Annotated in this window: 14 protein-coding genes and 1 pseudogene; 3 read left to right on the forward strand and 12 right to left on the reverse strand. The window is 70.3% G+C overall.

Translation table 11 applies throughout. The annotated features are described in order from the left end of the window. Positions 1–160: 160 nt before the first annotated feature. Genes ACFWRO_RS26385 through ACFWRO_RS26395 form a run of 3 tightly spaced genes read right to left on the reverse strand, consistent with a single transcriptional unit; the run spans position 161 to position 2,747 of the window. Entirely contained in the window at positions 161–1,129 is a 969-nt protein-coding gene (locus ACFWRO_RS26385; protein ID WP_384513885.1) for a hypothetical protein, read from the reverse strand. Next, the gene (locus ACFWRO_RS26390; protein WP_384513887.1) at positions 1,126–1,977 is read right to left on the reverse strand and encodes a hypothetical protein; all 852 of its coding nucleotides are present in this window, start codon (positions 1,975–1,977) and stop codon (positions 1,126–1,128) included. The genes ACFWRO_RS26385 and ACFWRO_RS26390 overlap by 4 nt, the downstream gene beginning before the upstream one ends. A gap of 17 nt (positions 1,978–1,994) precedes the next feature. Beyond that, on the reverse strand, positions 1,995–2,747 hold the full coding sequence (locus ACFWRO_RS26395) for a hypothetical protein (RefSeq protein ID WP_384513888.1): 753 nt from the start codon (positions 2,745–2,747) through the stop codon (positions 1,995–1,997). Positions 2,748–2,860: 113 nt separating this feature from the next. Here ACFWRO_RS26395 and ACFWRO_RS26400 point away from each other — a divergent pair, with 113 nt between their 5' ends. After that, positions 2,861–3,223: a DsrE family protein gene (locus tag ACFWRO_RS26400; RefSeq protein ID WP_384513890.1), complete on the forward strand. Its 363-nt coding sequence runs from the start codon at positions 2,861–2,863 to the stop codon at positions 3,221–3,223. A gap of 10 nt (positions 3,224–3,233) precedes the next feature. On the opposite strand, the pseudogene ACFWRO_RS26405 reads toward ACFWRO_RS26400, so the two are convergent. The 9 genes and pseudogenes from ACFWRO_RS26405 to ACFWRO_RS26445 all read right to left on the reverse strand — a co-directional run. Beyond that, a pseudogene (locus tag ACFWRO_RS26405) lies at positions 3,234–3,317 on the reverse strand (DUF3099 domain-containing protein); the annotation flags it as partial. A gap of 108 nt (positions 3,318–3,425) precedes the next feature. Continuing rightward, positions 3,426–3,689: a DUF3099 domain-containing protein gene (locus ACFWRO_RS26410; RefSeq protein WP_384513892.1), complete on the reverse strand. Its 264-nt coding sequence runs from the start codon at positions 3,687–3,689 to the stop codon at positions 3,426–3,428. A 60-nt stretch (positions 3,690–3,749) separates the two neighbouring features. Further along, complete coding sequence (locus ACFWRO_RS26415) at positions 3,750–5,468, reverse strand: IS200/IS605 family accessory protein TnpB-related protein (RefSeq protein WP_384513894.1); 1,719 nt, start codon at positions 5,466–5,468, stop codon at positions 3,750–3,752. Positions 5,469–5,646: 178 nt separating this feature from the next. Further along, positions 5,647–5,934, reverse strand: a complete 288-nt coding sequence (locus tag ACFWRO_RS26420) for a DUF1416 domain-containing protein (protein ID WP_356607213.1) — start codon at positions 5,932–5,934, stop codon at positions 5,647–5,649. A 47-nt stretch (positions 5,935–5,981) separates the two neighbouring features. Next, positions 5,982–6,821, reverse strand: a complete 840-nt coding sequence (locus ACFWRO_RS26425; protein WP_362007744.1) for a sulfurtransferase — start codon at positions 6,819–6,821, stop codon at positions 5,982–5,984. A 420-nt stretch (positions 6,822–7,241) separates the two neighbouring features. Further along, positions 7,242–7,931 (reverse strand): DUF2993 domain-containing protein, encoded by a 690-nt coding sequence (locus ACFWRO_RS26430; RefSeq protein WP_384513895.1) that lies wholly within the window; start codon positions 7,929–7,931, stop codon positions 7,242–7,244. A gap of 100 nt (positions 7,932–8,031) precedes the next feature. After that, a complete protein-coding gene (locus tag ACFWRO_RS26435) occupies positions 8,032–9,156 on the reverse strand; it encodes a hypothetical protein (protein WP_384513896.1) in 1,125 nt (374 codons plus the stop codon). A 10-nt stretch (positions 9,157–9,166) separates the two neighbouring features. Further along, positions 9,167–9,421 carry a MoaD/ThiS family protein gene (locus ACFWRO_RS26440; protein ID WP_315896192.1) on the reverse strand — a complete coding sequence of 85 codons (255 nt, stop codon included), beginning with the start codon at positions 9,419–9,421 and terminating at the stop codon, positions 9,167–9,169. 45 nt (positions 9,422–9,466) lie between these two features. After that, a complete protein-coding gene (locus tag ACFWRO_RS26445; protein ID WP_384513899.1) occupies positions 9,467–10,270 on the reverse strand; it encodes an alpha/beta hydrolase in 804 nt (267 codons plus the stop codon). A gap of 246 nt (positions 10,271–10,516) precedes the next feature. On the opposite strand from ACFWRO_RS26445, the gene ACFWRO_RS26450 reads away from it, so the two are divergent. Together ACFWRO_RS26450 and ACFWRO_RS26455 are read left to right on the forward strand one after the other, a co-directional pair. Beyond that, positions 10,517–11,314, forward strand: a complete 798-nt coding sequence (locus ACFWRO_RS26450; RefSeq protein ID WP_362007756.1) for a response regulator transcription factor — start codon at positions 10,517–10,519, stop codon at positions 11,312–11,314. Positions 11,315–11,338: 24 nt separating this feature from the next. Next, positions 11,339–12,367 carry a LacI family DNA-binding transcriptional regulator gene (locus ACFWRO_RS26455; protein WP_384513901.1) on the forward strand — a complete coding sequence of 343 codons (1,029 nt, stop codon included), beginning with the start codon at positions 11,339–11,341 and terminating at the stop codon, positions 12,365–12,367. Positions 12,368–12,411: the final 44 nt, after the last annotated feature.

The following is a 12,411-nucleotide window of genomic DNA, read 5'->3' on the forward strand; positions in this document are numbered from 1 at the left end:
CGAGCACGGCGACACAGACCAGGGCCAGGAGAACTTCGAAGAAGATGATCACGGGTGCTCCTCGGATGAGCGTGAAGGCAGAACGGGCCGGACCCCACTTTAGTCTGCGGGGACCCGGCCCTCTCTGCGAGGTACGTCCGGCGACGCGGCTCGGCCGTTTTCAGCCGAGGAGCTGGTTCTGCAGGGCGACGGTCTGCTGGAACGGAACCTCCAGCGCCTCGCCCTTACGGGTCTGGGTGATCATCGCCAGGGTGTCGCCGGCCTGGATGTAGACCCAGCGGGTCTGGTCGGCGTTGTGGGGGAGCTCCACGTAGGGGTACGTGTCCGTGTTCGGCACCTCGACGCCGTCCAGGAGGTCGGCCTCGACCTCCTCCCCTTCGACCCCGTCGAGGAGCGGGCGGTCGGCCGCGTTCAGCAGGTCGTCCCTGAAGGCCTCGGAGAAGGCGACCGAGTTGAACCGGAGCAGGTAGATCCGGGTCGTGGTGCCGTCCGGCATGGTCCAGCCCCGAGCGGCGATGTGCCGCAGCGCGGACTCGGCGAGCGGCCCGGTCACCTCGGTCCGGTCGTCCGCGCGGTACTGGGACGCGAACTGGTTCACGGTGACCCAGCCGCCGTTCAGCTTCGGGTCGACCGTGGCGCCGGCCGGCGCGGGCAACAGGAGTTTGCGCAGGTCGGCGTGGTGGATCTCGCCCGTGTTCCCGAGACTGAAGGGCTGCGGCGCGTCCGCCGGAAGAGCGGGCAGGCTGATCTTCGGGTACTCCCACCGCCCGTCGCTCTCGGTCGCGAGACCGGGCACGTCGGTCCGCTCCATGACGGTGATCCCGGCCACGGCCCCGGCCCCGACACCGCCGCAGACGAGCACAGCGGCGGTCCAGCGGGCGACGGCCCAGAGGAGGGGCTTACGGGAGCGCTTGGGGGCGGGGTCGACGAGGGGCGCGGACTCGGCGACCGGCTCAGCGGCTGGCTCGACCACGGTCTCGGCCGCGAGTTCGGTCTCGGCCGCGGGTTCGGGCTGCTCGGGCAGGTCCTTCGGCAGGTCCTCGGCGACCGGGGCAGGGGCCTGCCCCGGGACCGACTCCGACTCCGTCGCCGGCTCCGTCCCCGGCTCCGTCTGCTGCTCGGTCGTCATACGTACTCCCCCGGGGACTTGATGTGGTCCAGCTGCTTCTTCATCAGCTGGGCGACCTCGGACTCCTCGTCGAGGTAGTCCTTGGATCCCGCGACCATGATCGTGACCTCGACCTCGGAGTCGTAGGCCGAGCAGACGATCTGCTCCATCTGCCTGCGCTTCTCCTCCTTGGTCAGGTCCTCGTCCAACGGAACCTTGAAGCAGACGGAGTTCTTGTGGCCGCTGATCTTCGGCCCCTTGGGGAACTCCAGGAGCTCGAAGAGCTCCTTCTTCACCTCGAACGCCTGGCGGATCTGCTTCTTGTCCTTCATCTGCGAGACCCGGAGGTAGACGACGGTCTCGGAGTCCTCCGAGACGAACGTCCGGAGCGCGATGCCCTTGATGCCGAGCTTGTCGACCTGCTTCTCGTACTCGCGGCGCTTCTTGCCGGAGAGCCCCTTGCCCTCCTGCTTCACGAGCGCGGTCGCCTCCGCCGCGCCCACCTCGTCGTCGTTGCCGTACGACTCGGTGTCGGGGCCGAGCCCGTACCCCTGGGGCGTGGGCATCAGGAGCTTGCTGAGCGGCGTCGACGCCTTGCCGTACCTCGACTCCCGGGATGCGGGGTCCTCCGGGGCCGGGGTCTCGTCACCCTCCCAGACGACGGTCTCCGCGCTGCGGTCGGCGGAGCGGACGGTGAGGCCCGTGAACGTGACGCCGGCGCCGATCGCCCCGAGGACGAGGACAGCCGGCAGGACGACGGTCAACACCTTGCTCCTGCGGCGAGGCTTCTCGTCCGCGATCGCGGCCTCGGCACCGGCACCGGCCTCGACCTCGGCCTCGACCTCGACCTCGGTCACAGGCTCGGTCACGGTGTTCAGTTCCTCGCTCACAGGCGCCCCAGCTGCTTCTCGGCCAACGAACGGATGTCCGCCGCGGAGATCTTCTTGCTGTCGATGATGAAGATCGCGGCCATGATGTCGCCGCGATGGAAGTACGCCCTGGCCTCGTACAGATCCAGGTATCCCGCCTTCCGCTCCACCGGGAAGACGTAATAGCGACCGTTGGCAGAGCCCTTGATCGGCTCTCCCTCGGAGCGGGCGAAGTCCTCGTCGGGCATGTACTCCATCTGCCCCTCGGCGTGCTCCTGCGCGCCGAGCGCGTCGTTGGAGCGGTACTGCACGAGGCGGACCGTGGTTTCGCGGTGGCTGCCCGTCTGCCACGACGTCGCGGCGATGCGCCGGACGCCTCGCTCCAGCTGATCACCCAGCGCGCCACCGGGGTTCCTGAACTCGTCGGCGTACGCGGGCACCGTCACCCAGCCGTCGATGTCCCCGAACTCCGACTTCTTCGCGCCCGCCGGCTTCGGCACCAGCAGCTTGCGCAGGTCGCCGTCCGTCTTGACCTTGCGGTCCTCGGAGGCCGGCAGCGCCACGGGCTTCTGGCCCTTGGGCAGGGGCTTCGGGTAGGCGAGACCGGGCTGGTTCAGGGCGGGCAGCGGCGTCGGCTCACGATCGGCCTGGATGCCGTAGCCCACGGCGGTACCGCCGACGAGGCCGAGAACGGCGGCGACGGCGATCAAGCCGACCGTCCGCCCGGTGCGACGCCGACGCGGCGGGGCCGCGACGGCGCTTACTTCCATGGCTTCCAAAGGGTCCCCCCACGAGACCTGAACGACGGATTCCGTTATCCGTGCACACAACTGACACGTGAGGGGTGCATGAGGTTGCAGGGGTCCGCATTACAGTTCGGTATATGGCGAAGAAGCTCGTGATCAAGGTGACCGCCGGGGCCGACGCCCCCGAACGCTGCTCCCAGGCCTTCACGGTGGCGGCCGTCGCCGTGGCGAGCGGGGTCGAGGTCTCGCTCTGGCTGACGGGCGAGTCGTCGTGGTTCGCGCTCCCGGGCCGCGCGGCCGAGTTCGACCTCCCGCACGCGGCACCGCTCCCGGACCTCATCGACTCGATCCTGGCGGCCGGCCAGATCACTCTCTGCACCCAGTGCGCGGCCCGCCGCGAGATCACGGAGAAGGACGTCCTGAACGGCATCCGCATCGCGGGCGCCCAGGTCTTCGTCCAAGAGGCCATGACGGACGAAACCCAAGCCCTCGTCTACTGAACCGAAACGTTCAACGCTCCCGACGCTTCTTCCCGTCGAGTTCGTCCCACCACTCGTCCGACTGAGCGTCCCCGGACGGGTCGTCCCACCACCGGCCCCGCTCTCGACGCGCCTCTCGCACCGCTCGGCCCCCTGGGGGCCTCACAGGCTTCGAGCCGCTGCGCCGGACTCCGTCCGTCGGGTCGTCGGCCCACGCCGCCGTTCAACGCTCCCCGCGCTTCTTCCCGTCGAGCTCGTCCCACCACTCGTCCGACTGCGGATCCCCGGACGGGTCGTCCCACCACCGGTCCTCCGGCCCCCGCCGGTTCGCGATCATCGCGGCGACCGGCGGCATGACCATGGCGACGACGCACATCCCGATGGCCACGGGCATCGAAAACAGCCGCACGACCGCCCAGGCCCCGACGAAGAGCACCAGGCAGATGCCCATCATCCAGAAGTAGACATGCCGCCGTCGCGCGTACATACCTCAAGCGTAAGACCGAAGGGCCGCGCCTCAAGTCCTGGAATGGCGTCCAACCGTCCCTCATACGCCGAACGCAAGGGGATCCTGAACCCAGGCCCCCACGCCGACGGGCCGCTCCGAACGGTCCTGAGCAGCCTGGACCGCAGACGCCATCCGTCGGCGAGGCGCATCACGTACGCCATCCTCCGGACGATCGACGGTCCTCGATGCACGGACAGAGCCCGGTCTGCTGCACTGCACGGGCGGGCGATGGGTCTCCGTACCAGCCAAGCCGCGCAGCATCACGCGCGCACACCCGGCCTCTTCCGTCATCTCGCGGGATACGGACTTCTCTGCCCTGCGCCGCGCGCCCAACCCCTGGCCGCGCCTCCCGATCACGACGGCCGAAGCCTCATGCCGGGACGTCTTCTCATGCCTCGGACTCGTACTCCGCAGCCAATGCTGCGCGCCCCAACGGCTCGAGTACGCCGGGTCGACCGCGATCACAGCCAGCCCCGCACGATGCGCCATCACCACTAGGCGGGACATGAACCGCGCCACCGGCATCCCTGCCACCAGCGCACGGAATCGCCGTCCCCGCCGGCCCGTCCAGCCGCACTGTTCCCGCCCCGTACCGAAGGCGAGGTCCTCGATGACCAGAGCCGTCGCCCCGCACTCCTGGGCCACTCGGATCAGAGCACTGCAGGCGTGCCGCACCTGAGCATCACGACGCGACGTCGAACCGCTGTAGTCGACATCGACCCGTCCAGGACGGCCCATCGGATTCCCATGGACATCCAGCCGCCACACCGCGAGATGGTCGACATTCTGGTCGACACCCAACACCCCACCGGCCAGAGCCGCGCCCATCACCGCCGAGTCGTCCACGCCTTCCGGCAGTGCCACGCGCGCCGGAGTGAACGACGCCGTCAGATAGCACCGGCCCTCCTCGAACCGAACCGTGTACCCCACAGCACGGCCGGCCCCTACCTGCGAACGCCACTCGTCATCCCGATACGCGAAGACACACCGGGCATCCAACCTGTAACGGCCGAAGCGATCGCAATGCTCCCGATGACGGTCGGCCAGAGCCACGGGCAGCTTGACGAGGACAACCCCGTCGGGAGCGATGCGCAGGGACTCGTTGCCATACGTCTTGCCGGACTCGCCATCGGCCTCGATCCGCGTCCGCGCCTCCCACCACCGCCCCCGCCAATCGTCGATCGCCCCCTGCGACTGATCCAGATGCAGACGGCTGCGCAGAAGATCCTTACCGCCGCGCACCACATGCACCCGCCCGGCCGCCATGTCCGCTGAAACCTGCGTCGCACGCGCCCTCAGGCGCTGAAGGCGCCACTGCTTGGCCGCACGCACCGCCTGCGTGGGATAGCCCCTGACACGGGATCCGGGATCCCGCCCACCGACCGGCACGGCCAGCCGAGCCTCGATCACCGCGATCTCGGCGCGAAGGCTCCTGAGATGGTCCGCCTGCGCACGCCGGGCCAGCTGCCATTGATCGTTCGACCCGCGGGTGATCGTGCCGGCCCAGCGCGACGACGTAGGCGCCGTCAATTCACGCTTGCGGCGGGCGAAGTCGGCCGCCGTGTGCCGCGTACCCAGTGCCACACGCTCGGCCAGATCACGGGCCGCGAGTCGTGACAAGTATTCCGCCAGCTCGCGAAGGACCAGCGCGTCGCGGTCCGAGAGACGCAGGCGCGTCCGCACGGTGATCGCACCGCTCGGGGAGACCAACCGAGGCGGAGCCAGCACGCGCAGCCCCGATGGCGAACGTTCGACCATGCCCCACCTCCGATCACCAGCCCGTCGAACATGCCAACGATGCAGGCGAACGAAGGTCACACAACCGGCCGAATCTTCATACGGAAGAAGACAGACCGAAGGGCCGCACCTCGGGCTCTGATGGCGTCCAACCCCCAGAGAGGCACGGCCCTTCGGCCGGTTCAGCGGTGCGGTGGCGTCAGACCGCGATGGCGACCTCCGCGAGGCCGCCCTGCTGGGCGACGACCTGGCGGTCGGCGGTGCCGCCGGGGACCAGGGCGCGGACGGTCCAGGTGCCCTCGGCCGCGTAGAAGCGGAACTGGCCGGTCGCGGAGGTGGGGACCTCGGCGGTGAACTCGCCGGTCGAGTCCAGGAGGCGGACGTAACCGGTGACGGGCTCGCCGTCCTTGGTCACGAAGCCCTGGATGGTGGTCTCACCGGGCTTGATCGTCGAGGCGTCGGGGCCGCCGGGCTGCGCTCCACACATGTTTCTGTCCTTACGGTCGGGAGGTCCGGGGAGGGGTCCGGAGGGTCTTACTTGTTGGCGCCGAGCTCGATCGGCACGCCCACGAGGGAGCCGTACTCGGTCCACGAACCGTCGTAGTTCTTGACGTTCGAGACCTCGAGCAGCTCGTGCAGGACGAACCACGTGAGCGCGGAGCGCTCACCGATGCGGCAGTAGGCGATGGTGTCCTTCGCCAGGTCGACCTGCTCGTCCTCGTAGAGGGCCTTGAGCTCGTCGTCCGACTTGAAGGTGCCGTCGTCGTTGGCGTTCTTCGACCACGGGATGTTGCGGGCGCTCGGCACGTGGCCGGGGCGCTGCGACTGCTCCTGCGGGAGGTGCGCCGGCGCGAGCAGCTTGCCGGAGAACTCGTCGGGCGAACGGACGTCGACCAGGTTCTGCGCGCCGATCGCGGCGACGACGTCGTCACGGAAGGCCCGGATGGAGGTGTCCTGCGCCTTGGCCTTGTACTCGGTGGCCGGGCGGGACGGGACCTCAGCGACCAGGTCGCGGGAGTCGAGCTCCCACTTCTTGCGGCCGCCGTCGAGGAGCTTCACGTCCTGGTGGCCGTAGAGCTTGAAGTACCAGTAGGCGTAGGAGGCGAACCAGTTGTTGTTGCCGCCGTAGAGGACGACCGTGGTGTCGTTCCCGATGCCCTTCGCCGAGAGGAGCTTCTCGAAGCCCTCCTGGTCGATGAAGTCACGGCGGACCGGGTCCTGCAGGTCCTTGGTCCAATCGATCCGGATCGCGTTGCGGATGTGGTTCTTCTCGTACGCCGAGGTGTCCTCGTCGACCTCGACGACGGCCACCTGCGGGTTGTCGAGGTTCGCCTCGACCCAATCGGCGTCTACCAGGACGTCGCTGCGGCTCATGCTGTTTCTCCTCCGGGGCAGTGTTCGGCGGTGTGCTGCGGGTACGCGTCAGTGCGGGATTGCGGGCGTACGGCTTCGCGAGGTGCGGCCCCGACCGGAGGTCGAAGGGCCTGAGGAATACGGGACTCGAGGTCCCGCTCAGAGAGAGCGACAGAGCATGGCGGCGATGCGGCACAGGTCTACTGCCCGCCGCTTCGTGAGATCCGCCTGTCGCTTCATGCCCACGATCGTAGGGACGGACAGGCCGCCGTGTCACCGGTGTGTCGTATTTTGAGACGCGATCGTCCGAGATGTGAGACGTGATCGCGGGGAAGGGCCCTCCGGAGGCGTTTCCGAGGGAGGATGAGGAGCCGGTTTTTACGGGGCGGACTCCCCCGTCTCAGCATGTGGCCCCGGCTTACGGCCGGGCCCCGGGCGCCCTCAGCCCGCCAGCGTCACATCCGTACCCGTCACGGCGATCGCCACGCCGTCCGCCCGTGCCTCGATCTTGGTCAGCTTCAGGCCCGCCGGGAGGCCGCCGATCTCGCGGTCGAAGTCGGTCCGCTGGCGGATCAGGGACTCCAGGCCCGGGATGCCCTCGCCCGGCACCGCGTCCGCGCGCACCCGGATCGTGTCGCCGTTGACCAGCGTCACCGAGGACACGACGCTGCGCGTGACCGTGCGGCCCAGGACCTTGACGCCGCCGGTGACCTTCAGCTTGCCGTTCTCGCCGTAGGCGACCTTCACGTCGCGGTCGGCGGCCGCCGTCAGGTCCGCGTACGAGATCAGTGCCGTGCCGGTCGCGGTGCGCGCGCGGGCGCTCGTGAAGGCGTCGTTCACCGTCACGTCGCGCAGGTCGGCGTTCATCTCGGTGATCCGGATCTTCCGGTCGCCGGCCGTGGCCTCGACGCCGGTCAGCACCACGTCGACCTCGTCGAGCCGCTTGTCCATGACCTGGGTCAGGAAGGGGAAGCCCTTGATGTCGACCTCCGTCGAGGCGGCGCGCGCGGGGCCGAGGCGCACCTTGCCCGCCGCCTCCGACTCGGCGTACGAGACCGCGAGACGGTCGACGCCCACGAAGATCCCGCCGAGGACCACGGCCACGATCAGCAATACGCGCAACGCTCGCACGGTCTGTTCGCCCCCCACCTAGAAATAACGACTCCGGCCCCCGACACGAAGATCGACGTGTCGTGGGGCCGGTTGGTTCCCGAACGCTTGACGCAACGGCTCAGGCGAGCGCCCGTCCGAGCAGGTACACGGCCGGGGCCGCCAGGGTCAGCGGGAGGGCGACACCGGCGGTCATGTGGACGAACCGCGACGGGTAGTCGTAGCTCGCGGCCCGCAGGCCGACCAGCGCGCCCACCCCGGCGCCGAGGCCGAGCAGCGCCCCGGCGGACCCCAGGTCCGTGAGGGAGCCGGCCGCGATCCCGGCGCCCGCGGCGGCGAGCAGCGCCACGACGACGGAGACCGCGCCGGGCAGCGGCAGGGCGCGGGCGACGACGGCGGCGGCGACCGCGAGGCCGCCGACGACCACGGCGTCGGGCGCGGCGCCGAGGTGGCCCGCGGCGACGATCGTGAGCGCGGCCGAGGCGACCGTGGCCATCAGGCCGTACATCCGCTCGTCGGGGTCCGCGTGGCTGCGCAGCTGGAGCACGAGGGTGAGCAGCACCCAGACGCCGAGGGTGCCGATGATCGCGGCGGGCGCGTTCTCCCGGCCGGCGGCGAGCAGGACGACGTCGGCGGCCAGGCCGCCGGCGAAGGCGAGGGCGATGCCCTGCCGGGCCGGCCACATGCCGTTGAGCCGGAACCAGCCGGCGGCGGTGACGGCCTGGAGCAGGACGAGCGGGACGAGCAGCCCGTACGGGCCGAGGGCCGCGCCGACGGCGAGCAGGACACCGAGTCCGGCGGTGAGCACGGCCGGCTGGATCCCGGGCGGGATGATCGGCGACCGGCCCTCGGCCCGCGCGCGCTGGGCGTCGGTGAGGCGGGTGTGTCCGGAGGTGGTGGGCGGGGACCAATCGGGCCCGGCCTCGGGCGCGGCGGACACCTCAGCAGCCATCGGTGTCTCTTCCGACAGCGGGTAAGAGGCGGACTGCGGCGGCAGGTACGAGGTGTCGGCGGCGAACGGCTCCGGCGCGGGCGTCTGCGCGGGCGTCTGCTGCACCACCGGCTGGTACTGCGTGTCCCAGGTCTGGCCCTCCCACGTCTGCGTGACGTGCGGGTCCTGGTGTCCGTACTGCTGCTGCCCGTACTCCTGCTGCCCGTACTGCCCCTGCTGTCCGTACTGCCCCTGCTGCTCCCCGTAGTACGGGTCGTACCCCGGGTCGTACGGCTGCTGCTGATCGCTGCTCATGCTGTGCGGTTCACCCTCCTGCGAACGGCGGGAGCACCTCGACCGTGCCGCCCTCGGCAAGGCGTACGGTCTCATGCGCGCGGGTCCCGACGGGGTCACCGTCGATGAGGAACGAACACCGCTGGAGTACGCGGACCAGCTCGCCCGGGTGCTTCGCGCGGGCGGCGTCCAGCGCCTCGGCCAGGTTCTCGGCGGTGTACGGCTCCTCGGCGACACCGGCGGCGGCCTTGGCCGCGGCCCAGTAGCGGATGGTTCCCGCTGCCATAGCGGCGCTCCCTTCGTTCGTGTGCGCGCCGCTCTCCATGATGGGCTATCCGCGGGTGAGCCAGTCCCCCAGTCGGCGCAGCAGCTCCTCGTCCACCGCGTTCTCCGCGTGCCCCATGCCGCGCTCCAGCCACAGCTCGCACCCGGCGGCCTCGGCCAGGGTCCTGGGGTGGTCGACGGGGAAGTACGGGTCGCGGTCGCCGTGCACGATGAGCAGCGGGGTCGGCGCGATCATCGGGGCCGCCTCGATCGGCGAGATCGGTACGGGGTCCCAGTCCCGGTGGTCGATGCGCGTCCGCAGGCCGTAGCGGCCGACGAACCGGCCCATGGGACGGGTGATCACCCAGTGGACGCGGCGCATCGGGGGCGTACCCCGGTAGTACCAGCGCGCCGGCGCGCTGACGGCCGCGACGGCGTCCGCGTGGCCGCCGGTGTCGCGCTCCAGGGCCGCGTGGCGCAGGACGATCGAGCCGCCCATGGAGAAGCCGACGGTCGCCACGCGCGCGTGGCCTAGCTCACGGGCCCAGCGCACCGCGGCCGCCAGATCGAGGACCTCCCGGTCGCCGACGGTGGAGCGGCCACCCGATCGGCCGTGTCCCCGGAAGGAGAAGGTGACGACGGCGGCATGCTCCGCGAGGGCCCGGGCGGCGCGGCGGACGGCCGGGCGGTCGACCGACCCGGTGAACCCGTGTGCCAGGACGAGGGCCGTCTCGGTGACCCCGCGCGTACACGGTTCGTAAAGGGCCTCGATACGGACACCGTCAGCGGTGAGCAAAGTGGCACGCTGGGATCCGGATGTGGTCGAGAAGACATCCACGATATGAAATCGACCCTCTGCCTCGGAACTCATGTGGGCTATTCTGCTTGCCAGAGGATCCGGGCGACGCAGCCCCCGGGTCCTTTTGCGTTTTCCGTCCGTTGTTACGGGTGGATGAACAAAAGCTCTCAGGGCGCGAGAGTCAGCAGTGAGCAAGTGCCGCAGTAGTCCTCGCAGGGACCGAGGAGGAACCGACGTCATGGACGAGCGAACCGAGCACGACCGACCGACGACCCAGCCGACCGCACAGGCACGGGTAGCACGGGCAGGTGGGGTGCGATGAGTTCTCTGCTGCTCCTCACCAATGCCCTCCAGCCCTCGACCGAGGTGCTTCCCGCCCTCGGCCTGCTGCTGCACAACGTGCGGGTGGCCCCCGCCGAGGGCCCCGCCCTCGTGGACACCCCCGGAGCGGACGTCATCCTGGTCGACGGCCGGCGCGACCTCCCGCAGGTCCGCAGCCTCTGTCAGCTGCTCCGCTCCACGGGGCCCGGCTGCCCGCTGATCCTCGTCGTCACGGAGGGCGGCCTCGCGGCCGTCACCGCCGACTGGGGCATCGACGACGTGCTGCTGGACACCGCGGGCCCGGCCGAGGTCGAGGCGCGGCTGCGCCTTGCGATGGGGCGGCAGCAGATCGTCTCCGACGACTCCCCGATGGAGATCCGCAACGGCGATCTCTCGGTGGACGAGGCGACGTACAGCGCGAAGCTGAAGGGCCGGGTCCTGGACCTGACCTTCAAGGAGTTCGAGCTGCTCAAGTACCTCGCGCAGCACCCGGGCCGGGTCTTCACCCGCGCCCAGCTGCTGCAGGAGGTCTGGGGGTACGACTACTTCGGCGGCACCCGTACGGTCGACGTCCACGTGCGGCGACTTCGCGCCAAGCTCGGACCGGAGCACGAGTCGCTGATCGGCACCGTCCGTAACGTCGGATACCGCTTCGTCACGCCGGAGAAGGTGGAGCGGGCGGCCGAGGAGGCGCGGGCGAAGGAAGAGGCCCGGGTCAAGGCCACCGCGCGGGATGTCACCCCCTCGGGTGACAGGAACGTGGCAGAGGCCACAGCGCGACCTGCCGGTAGGTAGGTCACCCCGCGTAGACTGCCGCGCGTGGCCAAGGTGACGCGGGATGACGTAGCGCGACTGGCGGGTACTTCGACCGCGGTCGTGAGTTACGTCATCAACAACGGACCAAGGCCGGTTGCCCCGGCCACGCGCGAGCGTGTACTCGCCGCCATCAAGGAGCTGGGCTACCGCCCGGACCGGGTGGCGCAGGCCATGGCGTCCCGGCGTACGGACCTCATAGGCATGATCGTCCCGGACGCGCGCCAGCCGTTCTTCGGCGAGATGGCGCACGCCGTCGAACAGGCGGCCGCCGAGCGCGGCAAGATGGTCCTCGTCGGCAATTCGGACTACCGGGACGAGCGCGAGGTCCACTACCTCCGCGCCTTCCTCGGGATGCGGGTCTCCGGTCTGATCCTGGTCAGCCAGGGCATGAGCGAGCGGGCCGCGACCGAGATCGAGGCCTGGGACGCGCGCGTGGTGCTGCTGCACGAGCGGCCCGAGGCGCTGGACGACGTCGCCGTCGTCACGGACGACATCGGGGGCGCGCAGCTCGCCACCCGGCACCTCCTGGAGCACGGGCACGAGTACGTGGCGTGTCTGGGCGGCGTGCCGAACACCCCGGCGGTCGGCGACCCGGTCGCGGACCACGAGGAGGGCTGGCGGCGCGCGATGCTGGAGTCCGGCCGGTCGATCGAGGGCCGGCTCTTCCAGGCCCCGTACAACCGCTACGACGCGTACCAGGTCGCGCTGAAGCTGCTCTCGGGCCCGGACCGGCCGCCGGCGATCTTCTGCTCCACCGACGACCAGGCCTTCGGTGTGCTGCGGGCGGCGCGGGAGCTGCGGATCGACGTGCCGACGGAGCTGGCGGTGGCTGGCTTCGACGACGTGAAGGAGGCGGCGCTGACGGATCCGCCGCTGACGACGATCTCCTCGGACCGTCCGGCGATGGCCCGGGCGGCGGTCGATCTCGTCCTCGACGACGGGCTGCGGGTGGCGGGGTCGAAGCGCGAGCGGGTGAAGCTGTTCCCGTCGGCGCTGGTGGTCCGCCGCTCCTGCGGCTGCAACGGCGGCTGACCGCTGGCTGAGGGCCCCCCGCCTTTGCAAGGGCATCCCCGGGG

Source organism: Streptomyces sp. NPDC058579 (genome assembly GCF_042718575.1).
Classification (GTDB): Bacteria; Actinomycetota; Actinomycetes; order Streptomycetales; family Streptomycetaceae; genus Streptomyces.